Source organism: Streptococcus sp. 517s (genome assembly GCF_054445985.1).
The window spans coordinates 272255-294199 of the sequence record NZ_CM136847.1 but is presented as its reverse complement, the minus strand read 5'-3'; the positions used below and the strand labels follow the sequence as shown (position 1 = coordinate 294199).

Annotated in this window: 22 protein-coding genes; 9 read left to right on the top strand and 13 right to left on the bottom strand. The window is 39.6% G+C overall.

Annotated elements, in window-relative coordinates:
• Positions 1–67: 67 nt before the first annotated feature.
• Positions 68–2776, bottom strand: a complete 2709-nt coding sequence (locus ACVX3R_RS01650) for an SEC10/PgrA surface exclusion domain-containing protein (protein WP_458795232.1) — start codon at positions 2774–2776, stop codon at positions 68–70.
• A gap of 131 nt (positions 2777–2907) precedes the next feature.
• Here ACVX3R_RS01650 and ACVX3R_RS01645 point away from each other — a divergent pair, with 131 nt between their 5' ends.
• Complete coding sequence (locus ACVX3R_RS01645) at positions 2908–3246, top strand: helix-turn-helix domain-containing protein (protein ID WP_125838123.1); 339 nt, start codon at positions 2908–2910, stop codon at positions 3244–3246.
• Positions 3247–3280: 34 nt separating this feature from the next.
• On the opposite strand, the gene ACVX3R_RS01640 is transcribed toward ACVX3R_RS01645, so the two are convergent.
• Positions 3281–4378 carry a hypothetical protein gene (locus tag ACVX3R_RS01640; protein ID WP_125838125.1) on the bottom strand — a complete coding sequence of 366 codons (1098 nt, stop codon included), beginning with the start codon at positions 4376–4378 and terminating at the stop codon, positions 3281–3283.
• A 215-nt stretch (positions 4379–4593) separates the two neighbouring features.
• On the opposite strand from ACVX3R_RS01640, the gene ACVX3R_RS01635 reads away from it, so the two are divergent.
• The 7 genes from ACVX3R_RS01635 (at position 4594) to ACVX3R_RS01605 (ending at position 9636) form a co-directional block, all read left to right on the top strand.
• On the top strand, positions 4594–4986 hold the full coding sequence (locus ACVX3R_RS01635; RefSeq protein ID WP_458795231.1) for a hypothetical protein: 393 nt from the start codon (positions 4594–4596) through the stop codon (positions 4984–4986).
• Positions 4987–5000: 14 nt separating this feature from the next.
• Positions 5001–5540, top strand: coding sequence for a hypothetical protein (locus ACVX3R_RS01630; protein ID WP_125837276.1), 540 nt, complete (start codon positions 5001–5003; stop codon positions 5538–5540).
• A gap of 1 nt (position 5541) precedes the next feature.
• The gene (locus ACVX3R_RS01625; protein WP_458795230.1) at positions 5542–5904 is read left to right on the top strand and encodes a hypothetical protein; all 363 of its coding nucleotides are present in this window, start codon (positions 5542–5544) and stop codon (positions 5902–5904) included.
• A gap of 110 nt (positions 5905–6014) precedes the next feature.
• Entirely contained in the window at positions 6015–6263 is a 249-nt protein-coding gene (locus tag ACVX3R_RS01620; protein ID WP_458795229.1) for a hypothetical protein, read from the top strand.
• A gap of 386 nt (positions 6264–6649) precedes the next feature.
• Positions 6650–8041, top strand: coding sequence for a Rep family protein (locus tag ACVX3R_RS01615; RefSeq protein ID WP_458795228.1), 1392 nt, complete (start codon positions 6650–6652; stop codon positions 8039–8041).
• Positions 8042–8089: 48 nt separating this feature from the next.
• Entirely contained in the window at positions 8090–8350 is a 261-nt protein-coding gene (locus ACVX3R_RS01610) for a helix-turn-helix transcriptional regulator (RefSeq protein ID WP_125837281.1), read from the top strand.
• Between the two features lie 68 nt (positions 8351–8418).
• Positions 8419–9636: a tyrosine-type recombinase/integrase gene (locus ACVX3R_RS01605; protein ID WP_173266768.1), complete on the top strand. Its 1218-nt coding sequence runs from the start codon at positions 8419–8421 to the stop codon at positions 9634–9636.
• Between the two features lie 110 nt (positions 9637–9746).
• Here ACVX3R_RS01605 and rpsI read toward each other — a convergent pair whose 3' ends face one another.
• The 11 genes from rpsI to ACVX3R_RS01550 all read right to left on the bottom strand — a co-directional run bounded on the left by rpsI (position 9747) and on the right by ACVX3R_RS01550 (position 20192).
• Entirely contained in the window at positions 9747–10139 is a 393-nt protein-coding gene (rpsI, locus tag ACVX3R_RS01600; protein WP_000075969.1) for a 30S ribosomal protein S9, read from the bottom strand.
• Between the two features lie 18 nt (positions 10140–10157).
• On the bottom strand, positions 10158–10604 hold the full coding sequence (gene rplM / locus ACVX3R_RS01595; RefSeq protein WP_002876943.1) for a 50S ribosomal protein L13: 447 nt from the start codon (positions 10602–10604) through the stop codon (positions 10158–10160).
• Positions 10605–10814: 210 nt separating this feature from the next.
• On the bottom strand, positions 10815–12014 hold the full coding sequence (locus tag ACVX3R_RS01590; protein ID WP_458795227.1) for an ABC transporter permease: 1200 nt from the start codon (positions 12012–12014) through the stop codon (positions 10815–10817).
• Positions 12011–12904 carry an ABC transporter ATP-binding protein gene (locus ACVX3R_RS01585; RefSeq protein WP_458795226.1) on the bottom strand — a complete coding sequence of 298 codons (894 nt, stop codon included), beginning with the start codon at positions 12902–12904 and terminating at the stop codon, positions 12011–12013. The genes ACVX3R_RS01590 and ACVX3R_RS01585 overlap by 4 nt, the downstream gene beginning before the upstream one ends.
• Positions 12905–13154: 250 nt before the next feature.
• On the bottom strand, positions 13155–15560 hold the full coding sequence (gene pheT, locus ACVX3R_RS01580; protein WP_458795225.1) for a phenylalanine--tRNA ligase subunit beta: 2406 nt from the start codon (positions 15558–15560) through the stop codon (positions 13155–13157).
• Between the two features lie 78 nt (positions 15561–15638).
• Entirely contained in the window at positions 15639–16148 is a 510-nt protein-coding gene (locus ACVX3R_RS01575; RefSeq protein ID WP_458795224.1) for an N-acetyltransferase family protein, read from the bottom strand.
• Complete coding sequence (gene pheS / locus ACVX3R_RS01570) at positions 16148–17194, bottom strand: phenylalanine--tRNA ligase subunit alpha (RefSeq protein ID WP_084868660.1); 1047 nt, start codon at positions 17192–17194, stop codon at positions 16148–16150. Before pheS ends, ACVX3R_RS01575 begins: the two co-directional genes overlap by 1 nt.
• Positions 17195–17504: 310 nt before the next feature.
• Positions 17505–17924 (bottom strand): chromosome partitioning protein ParB, encoded by a 420-nt coding sequence (locus ACVX3R_RS01565; RefSeq protein WP_458795223.1) that lies wholly within the window; start codon positions 17922–17924, stop codon positions 17505–17507.
• A 27-nt stretch (positions 17925–17951) separates the two neighbouring features.
• A complete protein-coding gene (locus ACVX3R_RS01560) occupies positions 17952–18602 on the bottom strand; it encodes a phosphatase PAP2 family protein (protein WP_458795222.1) in 651 nt (216 codons plus the stop codon).
• On the bottom strand, positions 18592–19155 hold the full coding sequence (locus tag ACVX3R_RS01555) for an ECF transporter S component (RefSeq protein WP_458795221.1): 564 nt from the start codon (positions 19153–19155) through the stop codon (positions 18592–18594). Before ACVX3R_RS01555 ends, ACVX3R_RS01560 begins: the two co-directional genes overlap by 11 nt.
• A gap of 533 nt (positions 19156–19688) precedes the next feature.
• Complete coding sequence (locus ACVX3R_RS01550) at positions 19689–20192, bottom strand: tRNA (cytidine(34)-2'-O)-methyltransferase (protein WP_458795220.1); 504 nt, start codon at positions 20190–20192, stop codon at positions 19689–19691.
• Positions 20193–20594: 402 nt separating this feature from the next.
• Between ACVX3R_RS01550 and trkA the strand changes: the two genes are divergently transcribed.
• A complete protein-coding gene (gene trkA, locus ACVX3R_RS01545; protein ID WP_000706803.1) occupies positions 20595–21944 on the top strand; it encodes a Trk system potassium transporter TrkA in 1350 nt (449 codons plus the stop codon).
• Position 21945: the final 1 nt, after the last annotated feature.

Genomic DNA, 21945 nt, shown 5'->3' with positions numbered 1-21945 from the left:
ACACCATATAAAATTTATATATAACTGAACTGTAATAGAGAAAAGAGAGCCACCGCTCTCTTTCTTTTTATCTATTATATTTTCGTTTTCCTACCAAAGCTAGTAGTCCAAGACTTGCCCCAAGTACTGCTAGGAGATTCGATTCTTTCGTTCCAGTATTTGGAAGTTGTTTCTTAGGCTCTGCTTTTGCATTTGTAGCTTGTGCAGGCGCTTGATATGTTTTATCGCCTGTAGTGCCTACGGTTACTTTCTCTGCTTTGTAATCCACAACATTCCCCTTACCATCCACTACTGGAACTGGTTTATAACCTGCTTTTTCAAGCTCTTTACGTTTGGCATCTGCAAGGGCTACCAAGCGTTTTGTTTCTGCTTCTTCATACTTCGCTTTGGCAGTTTCATAAGCAGTCTTAGCTTGGTCTGCTGCAAGGCTCTTAACCTCATAGTCCACTTTAGCTTTGTTTTGTGCCTTGTAAACTTCTTTAAGCTCTTTTTCTGCTTGTTCAAGCTCTGCTTTGACTTCGTTCAAGCGAGCTTTCGCACCGTTAAGGTCTGCAAGTTCTTTTTCTGCTTGTTTAACTTGGTCTTTCGCATCTTGAAGTGCTTTCTCAGCAGTAGATACCGCTTGGGCTTTGTTTGAAGCAACTGCTTCAAGCTCTTTCATCTTATCTTCTTCTGCTTTAAGAGCGTTTTGTGCAAGGTTGAGAGCTTTGTTTGCTTCATCAAGTTTCGCTTGTGCAGCTTTAAGAGTTTCCTCTTTTGTAGCTTTTGAAGCAGTCAAGTTATTGACAAGGGCATTTGCGTTGGCAAGTGTAACCACCGCTTTATCATGACGAGCTTTTGCTTCATCAAAAGCCTTTTGAGCGTTAGCTAGTGGGTTTTCTCCATTGTTCAAGGCTTTCAAGGTAGCTTGAGCGTTTTGAAGAGTAGTTTTCGCATCTGACTCTGCTTTTGTAGCTGAGTTCAATTTAGCTTCTGCATCTTTACGAGCTACCATAGCATCAGCAAGAACTTGGCGAGCTTCGCTCAATTTACGTGCAACTACTTCATCGCTTAGTGGGTTCACAATAGGAGTTTTATCCCATTTTGAGCCGTCTACATTAGTTGTGCGGATGCTTGTGAGGAAGTGAGTTGTATAGAACTCGTCTGTTTTACTTTGCGCTACACCACCGAAGTACACTGTTTCGTTTGCGTAGTCGAATTGGAGGATACCCTGAGTGTGGAGGTAGTCATTCTTATGAGAAACAAGTTCAATGAGGTCATCGTACAATTTCTCTTTCATTTCTCCAATAGTTTTACGGAACACACCATCTGCATCATCAAAGTCGTGGTAAACATAAGTTGTAACTGCATTCTCGTAAGGTTGCAAACCTTTTTCAGCGTTCTCTTGGTTTTCTTCTTCTGTGTAGGTGCTATTCAAACCGTACTCTTTAGCAACCTTGTAAACACCTTTAGCGTAGTGACCTGCGCCACCTTTAGCACGATATTCATCTTTCATCGCTTTAGAGAAGTTCGCTTTTACATACTCTTTAGCGATTTTGTTTGCAAATTCAAGGCTTGATTTTGAAAGAACAACGTCTGGAAGTCCAAGTTGACGACGCATTTGGTTGATAAGGTCTGCGACAAAGTAGTTCAACTCATCTGTAACTTCTTTAGGAAGATTGTTGATGTCGTAGCGAGTTTTGTCTGCTAGGTCTTTTGCGGATTGGGTGTACTTGTTAAGGGTGCGGTTTTGGAGTTGGGAGTCTACGATTTTGTTGTAGAGTTCCAATGTCTTAGCACTTTGCTCTTCGGATGTGAGAGTAGTTCCGTTACGCAACTCTTCAGTATAAGCTATATTCTCTTTCACAGCCTTGATAAAGTCTGGGGCAAGAGTGATGGTTGCTTTAGTATCGTTTTGAAGTGCGTTGAGAGTAGATACCGCTTGGTTATAAGTGGTATTTGCCTTCTCTGCATTTGTTATTGCAGTTTCTTTTTCTTGAGATTTGCTTTCAAGGTTTGCTTGAGCAGTTTTAACCGCTTGCTCTGCTTGTTTTACTTGTGTAGCATGGTCTTGATTTTGTGCTTTAGCTTCATCCAGAACCTTTTGGGCATCTGCTTGAGCTTGTTTGCTCTCGCTCTCTTCCTTGATTGCTTTATCTTGCGCTTCTTTAGCTTCTGCAAGACCTTCACCTTTCAAAGCATCCTCAGCGTTTTTAACTTCAGCTTTAGCATCCGCTACACCAGTTTCAGCTTGAGTCACTTCTGCTTGCTTAGTACCAACCGTTTTGCCTTGAATAGCAACAGTACGGTCTGCATCGTCTTTCTCAGCTTGCGCAGAAGATACCGCTTGTTCAGCAGTTGGAACACTCGCTTTTGCGGTTTCCACTTTCTTCTCAGCACCTTTGATAGCTTCAGGTGTTGCTTTGTCCGCAGTCTTTTGAGCATCTGCTTGAGCTTGTTTCAAGTCTGCTACTTTCTTTTCTGTCTTATCAGATTTTTCATTGGTTTGATCCAAGACTTCTTTTGCTTTGTCTGCATCTGCTTGGGTTTGTTTAGCAGTAGCGCCAAGTTCAGCGACTTCTCCCTTAGTAGGAGTTTTCACTTCCACTTTCTTAGGCGCTTCTTTCTCTACCAAAGCTGGCTCGTTTTTAGCAGTTGTAGGGATGTGTGTTTCAGTCGTATCTGCATGAGCAGTTCCGATTGTGCCGACAAGACCAGTTGCTGCGATGGCAGAAATAACCGCACCTGTATACAATTTTTTAGTAGTACTATGACTATTTTCCGTAGTTTTTGACATCTATAAACTCCTTTGTACAATGCCCTATGCATTTTATTTAATATAGTACTATTCTACCATACTTTTATCGTTTTTTGGATAGTTTATTATACTTATTTTTAGAGAAAACAGATAGTACAATGGTATATAGTATGGAATATAATAAATTACAAAAGCATATCGCATTTCGAATACGTGAATGCAGAAAAGAGCAGGGATTAAGTCAAGAAAAATTATCTGAAATCGCTGGGCTAGGCGTTAAAGCGATTCAAAATATAGAGAACATGAAGTATGATTTTAAGATAAAAACTCTTGAATCCGTAATCAAAGCCCTAAATCTAACGGTCGAGGAGTTCTTTAATCTACAATCATATGAATCAGAAAGAGAAGACTCCCCAGAAATACTTTTCGAAAATTTAACAAGGTTACCCAAAGAAAAACAAGGAAAAATTATATCTTCATTTAATGAGATTGTAAAGAATATCAAATAAACCCAGCCAAAATAAATTTTGGTTGGGTTTTTCATTATATCTTTAAGTCTTCAGAATAATATTTATCTAACCTAATCTGATTTTCTTCCCACTCATATTCCTCTTCCAGTTCGTCAGCTTCTTCTTCTAATTTAACTGAAAAAGTGCGCAAATAGTCAATACCAGATAATTCTAATGAATTTGTTTTTTTCACTGCACTAGTGACACTAGGTAGCAATAATGTCTCTTCCAAAAAAATAGCTCCCAAATATAAAGCAAATCTTATGTAATTTAATTTTTTTATGTTATTTGAATGTAAAGACTCACTCTCTGGTTGCAGGATGGGAAATTCTCTAAACCTTTCTAATAAATTATTGTCTATCTTTTTAGAACCTTTTGACAGTCTATGAAATAAAGATCTTTTTTCATCTACTTCATTATTGATTAATTCTTCTATAAAACTTTCCTGCTTACAGTATTTTTCATATGGTTTTAGTTGCTTGTACTGATCCCTCATAATCTTGCTATAATTTTTCTTGATATACAAATCAACGACACTTTCTTCAGTTTTAAAATCAGAAATATTTAAAAATGCCTCATATTCCGATAGAGATATGCAAGATATTTCATCACCAATCTCATTGAAATTAATTAAATTATCTTTTATCTTATTTGAAATATAATTTAATTTTCTAAAATATATAAGCTCCTCTGGACAAGGAAATATTTTTGGCAAAAATGATAAAAGAAAAGTAGCACATTCTGGATGATATAAAAGTTCATACCCCAATTCCAAAGACCATTTAATATTACTAAGCTTTCTATAAATTTGTGTTTCTGTTTCTGATAGATATTGCTTTACTACTGGAAATTCTTTTAAAATCGGAATAAGGTTCGTAATATCTTTTTTTACCCCTCTTTTTATTTCATTATAGAAAGCGTCAGGATTCTTCAAATTAAGTCCCAGATCTTTTTGTACAAATTCACCAGCTCTCTTACGTTTGCCCTCATCCTTGTATTGTTCGTATTGTTCCACAATGATATGTTGGTAGTTATTTTCTATGTATATTGTTAAAAAATTTTCTCTACCTAATAAATCATTAATCTTAATGTACGGTTCATAAAAGTTAAACCAAGTATCAGATTTTAACATATATTCCTCCCTCCGAAACTTATGAATTGATTCCCACTTTTTGCGATTATTTTACCACATTTGCTTTTTTTTATCAATTTATTTTTGAACCCTATCTGCATAGGCAAATTAATGTCTTCGTGTTATCATATTTTTGTAAACAAAACATGTTTTAAACTCTGTCAGCGTTCTAGAAAGTCTGACCACGCACATTTTTTAAAAAAGGAGGCATTCACATGCCAAAAGAGAAAAAAATAACACTTGGAAACCGAGAAAGTGCAAGAGCATTTTTGGATTCTTTATCAACTTCCGTTGATGTTCCATCAGCAATTAAAGTTGTTGACAAAAACGATGGCATCATCAACGAAGGTCAGGAAAACCAACGAACTTGGGCTTCACTAACATGCGTAGATAAAAAACTCTACGAAACGTTTGCAAGTATTGGACAAGAGGACTACTGTCCAACGTTTAAAGTCAAGTTGAAAAACTACCAGAGCGAGAACTTAGATAGTTTGATTAACGCTGACATCACAGTTAATAACTACGATGTAGCATTTGTCTTTGACAAACTCAAGCAGCCAATCGATTTAGCACTAGTGGCTGAGCTTTCTGACATTTCTATTAAATAGAAAAGAGGTTTCATATGAAAAATTTCTTAAGAAAAATCATGGAATTAAAGTGGTATTATCAACTACTTATAGGTTCAGTAATCTTTGTTTTACTAGCACTACTTCTTAAGTTTCTGTTATGGATAGCTCCATTTATATTAGGTTCTTTGTTGCTCATGTGGCTGGTAACGGATGGAGAAATTTTCTCTCTAGCTTGGCATCGATACAAACAAACAAGTCAAACTGCTGTTAATCCTTTATTTGATAACTTCTATCACTGGCTAACTGAAGCAGGGGTAACAGAACTACCAATCTCTTCACTAAGTTACACACAAGGTGTCGAAGTTGCGGAACAAGGCATTTACTTTGTTCATATTGACAAAGAAATCTCTGACGAAGCTCTTGAATACTTTGCAACAAAAGCAAGACAAGTTGTAAAAACTATGTCAAACGATTCTACAGATTGCGTTGTAAGTCGCTATAAGCGTGATCCCTTTCTTGCGATCAAAGTTCGTTTAGTGTCAACTAATGACATGATTCTAATGCAAAAACCTCAAAGAGAAGAGGATTTCTAGCATGATAAAAAACGTTTTCGACGTCAACGTCAGGGGACAACCCTCCCCTGTCACTGTTGACATTAACCGATTTTTTGCATGGATAATCGCAGGCCCGTCTGGTTCGGGAAAATCTACTTTTTTGAGAAGACTTCTAGGCCTCATTTCATTTCATGATACAGATGCTGAAGCTTACTTTCTGGATTTTAAAGCCGATGAGGAAATGTTTTCAATGGCTGGTGACCATGTGGCAAGAGGTTTTAACTGTCTAGAACTTTTTGAAACAGTCTACAAACGCTTTGAAAATAGACTTAATAAACAAGAAGAAAACTCTCATAATCTTTACTTGATTTTGATGAGTGGCAAGCTTTCCTTGCTTATCTAGAACAAACAGATAAGAAGAAACATAAAGATGTTTTATCAAAAATGTTAATGCTCAACAGTATGGGCAGAAGTTTAGGTTTACGAATCATTTTATCTAGTCAACGTTTCTTAATGTCTGATTTGCCAGGTCGCTACAATTTTAATTGTGTCATATCCTTATCAACTAGCTTTCTGCTAGCAACAAACAACAGACAACTCCTTTTTCCTGATATGGAAAAGGACGAAGTTTCAGTAAAACCTAGAGGATATGGCTATTTCCAGCTAGAAGGGGAACCTGTTAAGATGTTTCGCACTATTCAAGTAAGAGACGAAGAACGGTTAAACCAGCGGATGCAAGAGCTATTTTCAAAATATAGCTAGCGCTTTTTCTGCTACACTTGTTTAGCGCGACACTGACCTTACCTAAGGGTTTCATCGGTATAGGTGTCGGCACGACATTACCAGCAGAAAAATGCCTATTCGCAAGGGCTTGAGGGGTGGAGATTTTTTAAGCGTAACGATGCCAACGGCAAGGAGTGAAGCGAAGAAAAATACTACCCCGTCCCTTGTTGAATTGGCAAGCGTTCTCGGTTCGATGGGGATTCATCGGGCAGGAGAGGTTAGGGTTTGGGGCGAAGCCCCAAGAGTATCTAAATTTAATTTTTAATTATTCCTAACGCGTGTTAGACTGGGCTTGTCAACGGTCTAACACTAGAATAATTAAAAGAATAATTAAAGAATAGTTAAAAAAGAAAGGTTAATTATACATGGCAACAAAGAAAAAAGAAGCACTTTTGACTTCCGTATCAATTACACAATACTTTGATCCTAAATATTGGAAAAATGGCTGGAATGAAGAACTGATTAAGTCTGCAAATATTGAAAAAATTCTTGAGGAAATAGTAAAAAGAGTTAGTGATGTCGCAACTGTTTTCGAAGCATACGCAATCAAGCATGACAAGGATACATCACTTGTTTTTGACAGTGTAACTAGTTCAATAACCTCCAAACTAAAAGAGCCACATATTCACGCTTTACTCAAATTTGAGAAAGGGGCAACACTAACTGATTTAGCAGTAAAAATAGGATTAGAACCTCAGTATCTTGAGAAAGCTAAATCTGGTAGATATGGCTACGATAACTTGTTAGCTTATTTAATTCATGCAAAAGATAAAGACAAATATCAATACACTCCTGACGAAGTATTCACTCTAACAGGTAAAAACTACTTAGAGGTTTATCACGAAAGACAAGGAAGCTGGCTGAAAGGTAAAGCAAAAAAAGAAGTTCAACAAAGTTATGAGGATATCGATTTATTAATTGATAACATTCTGAACGAGAATATTACGAAAAAGGAAATACTACTCAATAAGCAATACCATACTCTTTATACAGTTCATAAAGTTAGAGTAAACGACGCAATTAAAAGCATTGGAGAAATTAAGTGCGCAAAAACAAAAGATGAACTAGAAAACGGAGAGTTTAAAAAGACAATCCTATTCATATACGGTGCATCTGGACTTGGCAAATCAACGTTTGCAAAAGAGATAGCAAAAAGTCTTATTCAGTTAGCAAAACTGAATAATAAAAAATGGCAATCAGTCCTGACCGCAGGCACTAACATGTTTGATGAAGTAAACGGAGAAGAAATCCTACTACTTGATGATGTTCGAGGAGATAGCTTAACTGCTTCAGACTGGTTAAAAGTTTTAGATCCATATAATATTAGTCCTATCTCAGCTCGTTATCAAAATAAAATAGGCGCTGCCAAGGTCATTATTATCACAAGTTCTAAACATCCTCTAACGTTCTTCTATCATACAAAAGGAAATAATCGTGAAGACTTATCACAATTCGTTAGAAGAATTGAACATCTAGCATCATTAAAAGGTGGGGGGGATGAACCAATTTTTTATGAATCTCACCCTACCAGAACATTGAATAATCTGAGACGAATCCCAGAGATTGGATATGATACTTACTTATCGTACGATTTTACACCTGATAACGAAATGAAAAGTAAGGAAGAGCTTCTATCCATGCTAGTTTCAAAGGTTGGACTCAATAATCAATGGGATATATGGGAGTACGACAAAACAAAAACCCCATCCGAAACTTTGGCGAGCGAGGACGAGGTTGCAGATAATCAAGAAAAGTAAATAGGGTATCTCTTGATAGCTCTATTATACCATACATTGGAGGAATACATGCAAGTCATTTTACCAGATGAACAAGTTCAACAAATTCAGCTCCTACTTGCTGAACTTATCAAGAAAGAAATTGAAAATAGATTAAACAATAGTAACCTTGACAGTCCGTTTTTAAACAAACAACAGACTTGCCACTACTTGGGTATCTCAAACAATACTCTCGACAGTTGGATTAAAAAAGGATTACCTTACATTAGAGTTGGAAAAACTATTCGTTTTGATAAAGCAGAAATCAATCGCTGGTTACAAAATCAGTAGCATTTCTACCGTGGTTTGTTATAATGAAATCACGGTATTTTTCTAGCTCAATTAAAAAGGAGAATACTATGTCAATTACAAAAACTAAAAATGGAACTTATCGCTTACGAATCTATATTCCTGAGGAAGTTAAGTCTTCACTAGGTGTTGATAAGAAAGTGATTGAAAAACGGTTCAAAACAAGGAGTGAAGCAAAAAAATACGAACTAGAACTTCAAAACAAGATTGACAAAATTATTAGTGGGGAATCAGCCTTACTAGAAAATAATGGTTCTATACTCTTTTCCGACTTCTATAAAAACGTTTGGTGGGAATCCTACAAAGCAGGACAAACCACTTCTACAACTAAGCCACCTTCTCAAGCTACCATAACTGGTACAGAAATTGCCTTTAGAAAACATATCTTACCTATGCTTGGTAACTACTCTATTGAGTTTCTCAATCAAAATAAACAAGTTGTTTTAAATCTATTAACTCAAAAGGCTGAAGAATATGCAAATTTCAAAGTTATCAGGAGCTACGTTAATTCTATCTTTGACTGGGCGGAAGAATTAGAATACATCGAAACAAACCGCCTATCTAAAACAATAAGTCGTATCAAAGCCACTAAGAAAATCAAGTTGCAAGAATCTAAAAAAGATGAAGATTTATACCTATCTCAAGAAGAACTTCAAGCATGGTTTACAGCTTTTGAAAAGGATTTAGATACTGGAAAAATTCTATTCAAAGACTATGTTTTGTTTTATACCACCTTTTTCTTGGGAGATAGAAAATCAGAGAGCTACGCTTTACAATGGAAGCATATCAATACAAGTGATCAGGAAATTCAGTTAGTACAAGCTTTGGATAAATACAAAAATCCAAAGTCTACCAAAGGGAATAAAAAGACAACTTTCCGAATTCCCATTGAATTGACTAACTTACTTAAAGAATGGAAAAAACAGCAAAAAGATGAACTAGCAAAATTTGGAATTATCCAATCCAATGAACAGTATGTCTTTACTTATATCGATATGAAGGGTAATGTTAATAGCCCTCTACACTCTGACTATCTTAATAATAAAATGAAATCTGTCAAACGTCGTCATCCTGAACTTAAGCATGCTACACCTCATAAATTAAGACATACAGGGGCAACATTAGCAAAACAGGCTGGAACATCTATTGAAGATATATCTGAGGCTCTAACACATAGTGACACGATTACAACAAAGACTTATGTCAATACTTCAAATGTCATTCCAATGGCTGTTGGAGAGATTGCTTATCGCAATCTAAAAAAGTAATGGTGTGAATTTGGTGTGAAAAATGGTGTGAATTTTGCCAAAATTCATCAAAAAAACACCCCATGGTGTGAACCATGAAGTGCTTTGAAACGTTGATATAATCGTATTGATTAACGTTTTGAGAATTGTGATGCTTTACGAGCTTTCTTAAGACCTGGTTTCTTACGTTCAACTTTACGTGAGTCACGTGTAAGAAGGCCTGCGCGTTTCAATGAATCGCGGAAGTCTGGGTCTACTTGAAGAAGGGCACGAGCGATACCGTGACGGATAGCTCCTGCTTGACCAGCGTATCCACCACCTACAACGTTAACGAAAACGTCGTATGAACCTACAGTTGAAGTAACTGCGAATGGTTGGTTGATAACAAGACGAAGGTCAGCGTGTGGGATGTACTCTTCAACATCTTTTTTGTTAACAGTGATTTTACCAGTTCCTGGAACAAGGCGAACGCGTGCAACAGCGTTTTTACGACGTCCAGTACCTGCATATTGTGCTTGTGACATACTTTATTGTTCCTTTCCTTAGATAAGTCCTGAAATATCAAGAACTTCTGGTTGTTGTGCAGCGTGAGTGTGCTCAGCTCCAACGAATACTTTCAATTTCATACCTTGAGCGCGACCAAGAGTATTGTGTGGAAGCATACCTTTAACTGATTTTTCGATCAAACGTACTGCATTTTTAGAACGAAGTTCACCAGCAGAGATTGATTTCAACCCACCTGGGTGGTTTGAGTGAGTGTAGTAGATCTTATCAGTTGCTTTTTTACCAGTCAATTTAACTTTTTCAGCATTGATAACGATTACGAAGTCACCTGTATCAGTGTGTGGTGTGAATGTTGGTTTGTTTTTTCCGCGAAGTACGCTAGCAACAACTGCTGAAAGGCGTCCAAGAGGTACATCAGTTGCGTCAACAACGTACCATTTGCGTTCTACTTGGCCTGGTTTAGCCATGAATGTAGTTTTGTTCATGATTTCTCCTATATGAATATCGTTTTTGTTTACAGGGCGGATGTTCCGGTCCGCGGGGTATTTGAAAGGTTCCGGGGCCTTACAAATGGGGTAAACAATACCGTCTACTATCATACCAAATTTTACTACTAAAAGTCAATAGATATGAAAAATATTTTTGCCGATTTCAGTGTTTAACATCTAGAAAAACCTCGCTTTTGCGAGGCTCTCTTATTTATAAGCTAAGGCACGTTTAAAGGTTTTCCAGATTCCCAAATCATCCGTTTGAAGGACTAGACTAGCATACATGCGTCCGATAAAGGCAGTTGCAGTGACTGCAAAAACAACCGTTATAGCAAGTGAAATCCAAGCTTCTAGACCACTTGCATACCCATTTATAGCTCGAAATGGCATAAAGAAGGTCGAAATGAAGGGAATGTAGGAACCAATTTTCAAAACCAAATTATCCCCTGCAGCACCTAGAGCAGTCACTCCGACGAATCCTGCTATAATCAAGATCATCAATGGTGACAAGGCCTTTCCTGAATCCTCAGGACGAGAAACCATAGAACCTAGAAAGGCTGCTAAAACAACATACATAAAGAGACTAACCAAGACAAACAATAAGGTATTGAGCGAGAAGGCATCTCCTAGATGGTTTAAAATACCAGATTGAGCCAAGATTGGTAGGTCTTTAAAGAGCAGAATCGCAGCCAGCCCACCCACGACGTAAATTCCAATATGAGTCAAAATCACAAGGAGAAGAGCCATCATACGAGCGTAGAAATAATGGCTAGCTTGAATACTAGAGAAGACCACTTCCATGATTTTGGTTCCTTTCTCGCTAGCTACTTCCTGAGCAGTGACACTAGCATAGGTAATCAAAATCATATAAAGGAAGAAACCAAGCCCAGCGGCCGCAATGGTTTGAACAATTTTTTTGTTTTCCTTAGATTCATCAATTTTCTCAGTAAAGTCAACGGTTTGACTCAGGCGTTTTTCCTGTTCTTGAGACAAATTGGCTGCCGAACGATTCAGTTGATACTGCAGTTCATTTAGCTTATTGGTTACAGCCAGCTTGATGCCACTTTCAAGAGAGGTTTCACCGTGATAGACGGCCTTGAGGACGCTGTCCTCTTGGTCAATGGTTAGGTAACCCTTGATTTTCTCATCCTTGATAGCAGCTTGAGCACTGGCTTCATCCTTATAATCAAAGTTGATACCATTGGTACCCTTGAGACCCTCAGCTACAGATGGCACTGTTGTTACTACTGCTATCTTGCTATTCTTGGCCATAGAAGACCCTTGGAGATAGCCGATTCCTACAGATAATCCTAAAAAGAGGAACGGCGAAATCACCATGAAGAAGAAACTCCACGACTTGACATGCCGAAGATAGGTTTCCTTCATTACAACCCACATATTTCTCATACTTCCACCCCTGATTCTAGTTTAAAGATTTCATCGATTGTTGGAGCTTGTTGGTCAAAGGTCGCGATATATTGACCTTGAGTGAGGATGGGGAAGAGTTCCCTTCCAGCGTCCTCATCATCTAGGATTAATTTCCAACTGCCTTGCTTAGTCAAGCTCACCTGTTTGACGTGAGGAAGTTTTTCCAGTTCTTCCTTGCTTCGTTCACTTGAAACAAAGAGACGTGTTTTCCCGTATTGATTACGGACATCCTGAACAGGCCCATGCAAGACCACACGCCCATCTCGAATCATCAGAATATCATCGCAAAGCTCCTCGACATTGGTCATGACATGGTCAGAAAAGATAATGATTGCACCGCGCTCTTTCTCTTTCAAGATGACTTGTTTGAGCAACTCGGTATTGACTGGATCCAAACCACTAAAAGGCTCATCCAGAATAATCAAGTCTGGCTCATGGATCAGGGTGATAATGAGCTGAATTTTCTGCTGATTCCCTTTGGAGAGACTCTTGATTTTATCAGTCAATTTGCCCTTCACTTCGAGTTTTTCCATCCATTGAGGGAGTTTTTCCTTGACTTCCTTAGCATCCATGCCTTTTAGAGTCGCCAAGTAGCGAACTTGTTCAAGGACTGTCAACTTGGGCATGAGGCTGCGTTCCTCAGGCAGATAGCCAATCCGAGCATAGGTTTCCTGACGAATCTCCTGCCCATCCAGACTGATTTCTCCTTGATACACTAAAAATTTCAACATACTGTGGAAAATCGTTGTTTTCCCAGCCCCATTCTTCCCGACCAAGCCCAGAATCCTTCCTGGATTTGCCTGAAAATCGACACCAAACAAGACTTGCTTGGAACCGAAACTTTTCTCTAGATTTCTTACTTCTAGCATCTTCCACCTCCTAGATATGTTGCACTTATTATACTCCTTTTTGATAGCATTTACAACGTTTTGTGTCCATTTTTATCGATATTATTTATAGTAAAAATCTACCAAATCTAAGGTTGTTAAGCGCTCTAGTAATAGGTTTAGTATAGCTCATTAAAAATTGGATAGGGTGTCTTTCTCCTCAACTGTCGCTTTTCTCTTCTGAACTGTTCTCTTAAAGCTAAAAATCCACCCCGAAGGATGGATTGATGAGTTAACGCACTTCTGCATTGACTTTTTCTTCAAGTGATGCTTGGATTTTTTCCATGTAGCGTGCGACTTCTTCGTCTGTCAAGCTATCTTCTGGATTTTGGAAGGTCAAGCTATAGGCCATTGACTTCATACCAAGTCCCAATTTTTCGCCTGAGAAGACATCAAAGAGTTTGATATCTGTCAAACGTTTCACGCCTGCAGCTCGGATAGCATCTACAACTTCTTGGTGAGTGACTTCTGCCTTGAGAAGTAGAGCAATATCACGACTAACCGCTGGGAATTTGGTGATTTCCACAAATGGAGTAGCTGGTTGAAGGGCAGCTTCGATGGCTGAAAGGTTGAGCTCCGCTACATACGTTTCTGGAATATCATAAGCCTTAGCAGTGACTGGATGCACTTGGCCAAGGAAACCAAGAACTTGGTCACCGAGCGAAATCACGGCTGTACGTCCTGGGTGAAGGCTAGCAATCTCAGTTGTTGCTGTATAAGTCACTTCAAGTCCCAGGCGAGTAAATAATGCTTCAAGGATTCCCTTAGCATAGAAGAAATCAACTGGAACTGCTGCCGTTTGGAAATCTTTTTCTGCAACCAAGCCGGTTAAGGCAAAGGCAAAGCTGTTAATTTCATTTGGCAAGTCTTCTTTTGGATTACCCGTTTGCTCGAAGACTTTTCCAATCTCGTAAAGAGCCAAGTTTTTATTCTTACGTGCTACGTTGTAGGCAACTGTATCCAAAATACCTGAAACCATATTTTGACGGAGGACTGAACGGTCCACTGTCATTGGCCACATGAGTTCTGTAAGGTTACTTGGTTGAGCTGTGAACTCAACTGCTTTTTCGGGTGTTGTTAGAGCGTAGGTAATGATTTCTGTCAAACCTGCCCCTTCAGCGATCGTACGAACTTGGCGACGCAATTTTTGTGTCGCAGTCAATTCACCAGCTGTACCATCGTCTTTTGGAAGACTGGCTGGCAAGCGGTCATATCCATAGATACGAGCGATTTCTTCAAAGAGGTCTGCTTCGATGGTAATATCCCAACGACGACGTGGAACGCTAACTGTAAAGCTATCTTCATTTCCAGAAAGACCAAAGCCAAGACGACGGAAGACATCTTCCACATCAGCATATGAAAGCTCCGTACCAAGGACGCGGTTAACGTCTGCAAGGGTTGAAGAAACTTCTACATCAGAAGTGTCAAGCTCACCCGCTGAAACGATGCCCTTACGCACCGTCGCACCTGCAAGTTCTGCAATCATGCTCGCTGCAGCATCCAAGGCCTCATTGACTATTGCCACGTTGATCCCTTTTTCAAAACGAGAAGATGATTCCGAACGAAGGTTAAGGCATCCGCTAGTCTTACGAATGGATGTACCATTGAAAACAGCTGCTTCTAACACAACGCGACTTGATTTTTCAGAGATTTCTGTAGCCTCTCCACCCATGACACCTGCAAGGGCTACTGGTTTGTCAGCGACAGTGATGACTAAGTCATTTGTTTCCAAGTCGCGTTCTTCACCATCCAAGGTTACCAATTTTTCACCAGCACGCGCTTCACGCACACGGATGTCACTGCCTTCAAAGGTGTCCAAGTCAAAGGCATGCATGGGCTGACCAAAGTAGAGTAGGATGTAGTTGGTCACGTCTACCACATTATTGATGGGACGGATGCCTTCGTTCATAAGAAGATTTTGCAACCACTGTGGACTTGGTGCGATGGTCACATTGTCCAAGATACGGACTGCATAGTATGGTGCCTTGTCTGTTTCAATCCCTACAGAAAGGGCATCTGCTGCAGCTTCATTTGTTTCTGTCAGAGTAAATTCTTTAAAGTTAACAGCCTTGTCATAGATGGCTGCTACTTCGTGCGCTACTCCACGCATAGAAAGAGCGTCTGCACGGTTTGGCGTGATGGAAAGCTCGATGATTTCATCATCCAAGTCTAGATATGAGAAGACTTCCTCACCTGGTACTGCATCTTCTGGCAAGATTTGAATACCATCTGCAAATTCCCTTGGTACAACTGAGTCAGAAATTCCCAATTCACCAAGTGAACAGATCATTCCGAGAGACTCTAAACCACGGATTTTCCCTTTTTTGATTTTGTAATTGTCAGCGATACGAGCTCCTGGAAGAGCCACCATGACCTTGATACCAGTACGCACATTTGGGGCACCACAAACGATCTGACGGGCTTCTTCTTCACCAACGTTAACCTGACAGACATGCAAGTGTGTTTCTGGCACATCTTCGCAAGACAAGACCTCACCGACGACAATTTTTGAGAGACCGGCAGCTGGTGATTCGACACCCTCTACCTCAATCCCTGTAGTTGACATTTTTTCAGCCAACTCTTGTGATGGCACATCAATGTCCACCAATTCTTTTAACCATTTATAAGATACAAGCATAATTTAGTTCTCCAGAATGACCGTTGCCACTCTAGTTTTTTTTCCTTTCCTATCATTTCATATAGAAGAATCATCTTCTTACATTAATTTCTTTTTCAGTAACCAATCCGTATCTACCTTTTGCCCAACCAGAAAACTATGTTGGCTAAATTTTTCAAAACCATATCGATTATAAAATGCTTGAGCTTTTGTATTATGCTCCCAAACACCTAGCCAAGCCCAGGAAAAACCATTGTTTTCGGCAAGTTCCAAAGCGAATTCAAATAGTTGCTTACCAAGTCCAAATCCTTGGTATGTTTGTAGCACATAGAGGCGTTGAATTTCAAAGGCGTTCTCTAATTCTCTCTCGGTTTGAGCATTCCCCCAGTTGACTTTGAGAAAACCAGCTATCTCCTCTTCATGCATAATGAAATAGGTCGCTGATTCAGGATTTTCCAACTCAGCTGACAAAACTCTCAGACTATAAGCCTCTTCAAAGTATTCCTGTAACTGCTCTTCCGTATTATCATGAGCAAATGTTTCACGAAAGGTTTGTTTGGCAATTTTGGACAACACCCCAATATCTGCATTTTCTACTTTTCTAATCATTATTTAAACTGTTCTGAGAAGCGGACATCTCCTTGGTAGAATCCACGGATATCGTTGATTCCGTAACGAAGCATAGCTACACGCTCTTGACCAAGACCAAAGGCAAATCCAGAGTAAACAGTCGCATCGATACCGCTCATTTCAAGGACACGTGGGTGAACCATACCAGCACCCATAATTTCGATCCAACCTGTTTTCTTACATACGTTACAGCCTTCTCCACCACACTTGAAGCAGGAAACATCCACTTCAACAGATGGCTCTGTGAATGGGAAATAAGATGGGCGCAGACGGATCTGACGCTCTTCGCCAAACATTTTTTGGACAATCAACTGAAGGGTTCCTTGAAGATCTGCCATAGAGATGTTTTTCCCAACAACCAAACCTTCGATTTGGTGGAACTGGTGACTGTGGGTCGCATCGTCCGTATCACGACGGAATACACGCCCTGGTGAGATCATTTTCAAAGGACCTTTTGAAAAATCATGGGCGTCCATAGCACGCGCCTGAACTGGAGACGTGTGAGTACGGAGCAAGATTTCTTCTGTGATGTAGAAAGTGTCCTGCATATCGCGAGCTGGGTGATCTTTTGGAAGGTTCATACGCTCGAAGTTATAGTAGTCTTGCTCCACTTCAAAACCATCCACGACTTGGTACCCCATCCCGATGAAAATATCTTCGATTTCCTCACTGGTTTGTGTCAAAACGTGACGGTGACCAGTCGCAACTGGGCGACCTGGAAGTGTCACATCGATACTCTCACTTGCTAGTTGAGCTGCAACTTTCTTTTCTTCCAAGAGTTTCGCTGTTTCTTCAAAGGCTGCGGTCAAGACATCACGAGCTTCATTGACGTGTTTCCCGATAACAGGGCGCATTTCAGCCGATACATCCTTCATCCCTTTAAGGATTTCAGTCAGTGAACCTTTTTTCCCAAGGACAGAGACACGTAATTCTTGCATCTCTTTTTCATTTTCAGCAGTAATCTGCTTCAAGCTAGCCAGCGTTTCTTCGCGAAGCGCTTTTAATTGTTCTTCAATAGTTGACATAATTCCTCCATCAGTCGCTCGTAGATAAAAAGAAAACCACATGCCAAAAACTCCACTCGGAGCGTTGACACGCGGTACCATCCGTTTCATCTGACAAGTCAGACCTTCATTTCTAAATCCATGCGCAAGTGAATTCACTCAGCTTTCATATAGAGAGCTTGCAGTCATGGCTCTCCTCCCTGATATACTTCCCTTGAGTTACTAGTCTTGCGGATTTCTATTCGATTACTACATAGTTTATCAAATTTTTAGTTAAAAAACAAGTTAGATTAGACTAATTTCAATATAAAAAGGAACAAGACGCAATGCACTATCTATTTGTAGGGCCCGTTTCATCTGCTTTCCTTTTCAATAAAAGAGTTGCTGCTTGATTAAAACCATCACACCAGTTATACCATTTTGCTTCATACTCATCTTGAGCTAAGATACGGTCTTTTAAATCCAAAACAGAGTAAATCTTTCTTTCCTCGCAAGCTTGCGCATAGAGATAATACAGTTCATCGCCACCATCTCTATCCCACTCAGCAGAAATCGTATCCCTACCTGCCAATAAAGCCTGATAAGCCCTGTGATGCCCATCTGTAATCAACAAGCAATCTCCGAACGCAAGAATACTGATTGGAGCAACATTGATTATTTCTGCCGACTGATAAAGTGTCTGAATGCCTTCTAGTTTCTTTTCTGATAAGTATAGTTGAGTCGGATGGAGAGCTTTTATGTCGACTTTCATTTCTTTCTCCTCAAGGGAATTCGATACTCACTTCTGCTTGCCTTTAAATCGCCATTGGAAGCGAAGCTTGTCATAGAAAGGAAATTCGATAAACAAGACTCCCAAGCCTACACAGAAACTGGCAAGAACATCTGATGGGTAGTGAACTCCCAGATAGACTCTTGATAGCAGCACACTGACTAGGTAGAAGCCAAGAACGATTTGCACAATTTTTTTCCAAACCGGATCTTTAATTCGTTGACTGAGAATGATAATCAGAGTCCCTACCATCAGCGTCACAGCCAGAGAATGCCCACTTGGGAAGGAAAATCCCTTCTCCTCTACCAAGTGTAAAATAGCTGGCCGAGGGCGCTGGTAGATGTTTTTAAAGGTCACGATTAAAAGACCAGCTAAGGCTAGATTGCCCGCCATGAAGTAGCTTTCTATCTTCCACTGCTTACGATAAAAGATAAAGGCTGCAATGGTAACCCAGGTGATAATCACTGGGATATCAATCAAATGCGTAAGGGCACGGAACAGAACTGTCAAATAATTTGGCAAGTCCCCACGAAGGGCAGTCTGAATCGGTTGATCAAAACCGACCAACGTTTCAGGATAGAACTTAACCATATAGCCAAGAAGGACGAAAAGTAAAAGGGCAAAACTGCCCTTCATTAAAAATATTTGTTTATCTCTCATAATGTTTTAAGGTTGGTTTCAAGAGGACGTATAACAACCAGAATGAAACGGCAAAGATGATACCCTCAATCAAGTTAAAAGGTAAAACCATGGTCATTAGGTAGTTGGAAAGTCCCAAAATTTTTCCAATATCAAAGTTGGCAAACTGCGCGTACAAAGGAACAGCATAAACATAGTTGAGAACCAACATCGCAGCAGGCAATCCAATAGTTCCCGCTAGAGATGCTAGTAGGAAACGAAGAGTGCTACGTTCCTTTTTCCAAATCAAACCAAAGGCGATAACAAAAACTCCCAAGGCTACGATATTCATTGGCAAACCAATGTAGGTATTCACTCCCTGGCTATTCAGAAGCAACTTCAAGAGTGATCGAAGCAAGAGAATCCCTAAAGCAGCAGGCAAATCCATCACCACCAAGCCTACAAGGACTGGCAAGATACTAAACTCGATCTTGAGGAAGGCCGCCGCTGGCAAGAGCGGAAAGTCAAAGTACATCAGCACAAATGAAATGGCTGATAAAATCGCAATGGTCGAAAGTCGACGTGTGTTTGTCATAACAGGTTCCTCCAATTTTCTATAAAATCAGAAGAAGTTGGAAAGGGATCCCTCTATCTATTCTCACTTTTTATATCCTAAAAGCTCCCTCTCACTCTTTTGAGCAAGCGGTTGCAATTCATCTATAAACTCATCAGAACAGACAAAGCTATTCTTTCGTCTTCTCCCATCCAGACTATACTGTCGGTTGTGGAATCACACCACATCAGCTTGCGCTCGCGGACTTCTTTAAGGGAAGGAAATTGAGGTTTTTCTTTTAGACTAGGCGACAAGCTGTAGGTATAACTTTTGGTTAGGCAAAACTTGTCAACAAAGTTTTAAAGGAAAAATTTTTTCCTAATGATACTCAATGAAAATCAAAGAACAAACTGGGAAGCTAGCCGCTGGCTGTACTTGAGTACGGCAAGGCGAAGCTGACGTGGTTTGAATTGGATTTTCGAAGAGTATTAAAGTCACCGCCGGTCGGGAATCACACCCAGCCCTGAAGACCCTTTAATCATAACAAAAAACGCTTGCAAGTGCAAGCATTTTGATTATTTCAATTTATCTGCTTCATAGGTGTGAACAAGCTCAAGACCTGCAAAATTCTGCTGACGAAGCGCTTCATAGACAATCATGCAGACGGTATTAGACACATTGAGACTGCGGACGTGTTCATCGTTCATGGGAATACGGAGAGCTTTCTCAGGATGTTCTCTCATAAAGTCCTCAGGTAAACCCTTATCTTCACGTCCAAAGAGAAAATAATAGTCCTCGTCAGTCGATAAATCTACCTCAGAATACACCTTCTCAGCAAATTTCGAAATCAGATAGAGTTTTCCCTTCATCTGAGACATGAAATCTTCCAAGCTGTCATAAAAATAAATATCTAACTTATCCCAATAATCTAATCCAGCTCGCTTCATCTTGCGATCATCAATAGGAAATCCCATCGGTTTGATGATGTGAAGGGGAGAATTGGTCGCAGCGCAAGTACGTGCGATATTGCCTGTATTTTGTGGAATCTGAGGTTCAAATAATACAATGTGATTTGTCATGACTGGCTTCCTTTCACCATTGCAAAAAAATAGCCACACTGCCCGGAGTCAAGCTCAGCAAACAGCGTGGTTAAGGCATCGTTAACTTACCTCACAACAGGTTTGAAGTAAATCAGCGAAACTACTTTCTTAGTATAACACTTTCACAACCATTGTCAATAGAAACGACTTGATTTTTTTACTTTTTTTGATAATATTTCCATACTTAGTCATTCTTTTTCTGAGAAAGGATATTAAATGAGCGAAATCACTTCATATAATAGACATTTCTATGAAAGGTGACCGATTTTATCTTTGAAAACTTACAAAAAGTCTTTTCTTATCCTCTAAAATGGCTTGGCAAGTGCATTTTTTGCGAAAAAAGGGTATGATAGTTACATCATGAAAAAGTAGGGTTTTTATATGAAAATTGTCCTTGTTGGTGGAGGGAAAGTCGGTTTCGCCCTCTGTCGTTCACTGGTTGCAGAAAAACACGACGTCGTCCTCATCGAACAAGATGAGGCTGTTCTCGATCATATTGTCAGTCGCTTTGATATCATGGGACTCCTTGGAAATGGAGCAGACTTTGCTATCTTAGAGCAAGCCGGCGTTCAAGAGTGTGATATCTTTATCGCTCTAACGGAACACGATGAAGTGAATATGATTTCAGCAGTACTTGCTAAAAAAATGGGTGCTAAAGAAACCATCGTTCGAGTGCGAAATCCTGAATACTCCAATGCCTATTTCAAAGAGAAAAATATTCTTGGATTCTCACTTATCGTTAACCCAGAACTCCTAGCCGCCCGTGCTATCTCAAATATCATTGATTTTCCGAATGCACTCTCAGTTGAGCGGTTCTCAGGGGGACGGGTCAACCTGATGGAGTTTGTTGTCAAAGATTCCAGTGGTCTCTGTCAAATGCCAATCTCAGATTTTCGTAAAAAATTTGGCAATATCATTGTCTGCGCTATGGAACGAGACCATCAACTTATGATTCCGAGTGGTGATATTACTATTCAGGATAGAGATAGAATTTTTGTTACTGGGAATCGTGTGGATATGATGCTCTTCCATAACTATTTCAAATCACGTGCAGTGAAAAGCTTACTCATCGTTGGTGCTGGAAAAATTGCTTACTACCTACTTGGCATTTTAAAAGATAGCCGTATTGACACTAAAGTTATCGAGATTAATCCTGAGAGAGCTCGTCTCTTCAGTGAAAAATTTCCAAATCTCTATATCGTACAGGGAGATGGAACTGCCAAAGATATCTTGCTTGAGGAAAGTGCTCCCAACTATGATGCAGTTGCAACTTTGACTGGAGTTGATGAGGAAAACATCATTACCTCTATGTTCTTAGACCGTGTTGGTGTTCATAAGAATATCACCAAGGTGAATCGCACTAGCCTTTTGGAAATTATCCATGCACCTGATTTTTCAAGTATCATCACACCAAAAAGCATTGCAGTAGATACCATTATGCACTTTATCCGTGGTCGAGTAAACGCTCAATACTCAGACCTTCAAGCCATGCACCATCTAGCAAACGGTCAAATTGAAACTCTTCAATTCCAAATCAAGGAAGCTAATAAAATGACTGCCAAACCTCTTTCACAGTTAAAATTGAAAAAAGGGGTCCTCATCGCAGCCATTATCCGAAAAGGAAAAACAATCTTCCCTACTGGAGAGGACAGACTTGAGGTAGGAGATCAGTTACTCGTGACGACCTTATTACCAAATATCACCAAGATTTATGATCTGATTGAGAGGTAAA

Excerpts from the sequence above, each read along its gene's own strand:
- ACVX3R_RS01650 (WP_458795232.1), bottom strand. The coding sequence starts at position 2,776 with ATGTCAAAAACTACGGAAAATAGTCATAGTACTACTAAAAAATTGTAT.
- ACVX3R_RS01645 (WP_125838123.1), top strand. The coding sequence starts at position 2,908 with ATGGAATATAATAAATTACAAAAGCATATCGCATTTCGAATACGTGAA.
- ACVX3R_RS01640 (WP_125838125.1), bottom strand. The coding sequence starts at position 4,378 with ATGTTAAAATCTGATACTTGGTTTAACTTTTATGAACCGTACATTAAG.
- ACVX3R_RS01635 (WP_458795231.1), top strand. The coding sequence starts at position 4,594 with ATGCCAAAAGAGAAAAAAATAACACTTGGAAACCGAGAAAGTGCAAGA.
- ACVX3R_RS01630 (WP_125837276.1), top strand. The coding sequence starts at position 5,001 with ATGAAAAATTTCTTAAGAAAAATCATGGAATTAAAGTGGTATTATCAA.
- ACVX3R_RS01625 (WP_458795230.1), top strand. The coding sequence starts at position 5,542 with ATGATAAAAAACGTTTTCGACGTCAACGTCAGGGGACAACCCTCCCCT.
- ACVX3R_RS01620 (WP_458795229.1), top strand. The coding sequence starts at position 6,015 with ATGTCTGATTTGCCAGGTCGCTACAATTTTAATTGTGTCATATCCTTA.
- ACVX3R_RS01615 (WP_458795228.1), top strand. The coding sequence starts at position 6,650 with ATGGCAACAAAGAAAAAAGAAGCACTTTTGACTTCCGTATCAATTACA.
- ACVX3R_RS01610 (WP_125837281.1), top strand. The coding sequence starts at position 8,090 with ATGCAAGTCATTTTACCAGATGAACAAGTTCAACAAATTCAGCTCCTA.
- ACVX3R_RS01605 (WP_173266768.1), top strand. The coding sequence starts at position 8,419 with ATGTCAATTACAAAAACTAAAAATGGAACTTATCGCTTACGAATCTAT.
- rpsI (WP_000075969.1), bottom strand. The coding sequence starts at position 10,139 with ATGTCACAAGCACAATATGCAGGTACTGGACGTCGTAAAAACGCTGTT.
- rplM (WP_002876943.1), bottom strand. The coding sequence starts at position 10,604 with ATGAACAAAACTACATTCATGGCTAAACCAGGCCAAGTAGAACGCAAA.
- ACVX3R_RS01590 (WP_458795227.1), bottom strand. The coding sequence starts at position 12,014 with ATGAGAAATATGTGGGTTGTAATGAAGGAAACCTATCTTCGGCATGTC.
- ACVX3R_RS01585 (WP_458795226.1), bottom strand. The coding sequence starts at position 12,904 with ATGCTAGAAGTAAGAAATCTAGAGAAAAGTTTCGGTTCCAAGCAAGTC.
- pheT (WP_458795225.1), bottom strand. The coding sequence starts at position 15,560 with ATGCTTGTATCTTATAAATGGTTAAAAGAATTGGTGGACATTGATGTG.
- ACVX3R_RS01575 (WP_458795224.1), bottom strand. The coding sequence starts at position 16,148 with ATGATTAGAAAAGTAGAAAATGCAGATATTGGGGTGTTGTCCAAAATT.
- pheS (WP_084868660.1), bottom strand. The coding sequence starts at position 17,194 with ATGTCAACTATTGAAGAACAATTAAAAGCGCTTCGCGAAGAAACGCTG.
- ACVX3R_RS01565 (WP_458795223.1), bottom strand. The coding sequence starts at position 17,924 with ATGAAAGTCGACATAAAAGCTCTCCATCCGACTCAACTATACTTATCA.
- ACVX3R_RS01560 (WP_458795222.1), bottom strand. The coding sequence starts at position 18,602 with ATGAGAGATAAACAAATATTTTTAATGAAGGGCAGTTTTGCCCTTTTA.
- ACVX3R_RS01555 (WP_458795221.1), bottom strand. The coding sequence starts at position 19,155 with ATGACAAACACACGTCGACTTTCGACCATTGCGATTTTATCAGCCATT.
- ACVX3R_RS01550 (WP_458795220.1), bottom strand. The coding sequence starts at position 20,192 with ATGACAAATCACATTGTATTATTTGAACCTCAGATTCCACAAAATACA.
- trkA (WP_000706803.1), top strand. The coding sequence starts at position 20,595 with ATGAAAATTGTCCTTGTTGGTGGAGGGAAAGTCGGTTTCGCCCTCTGT.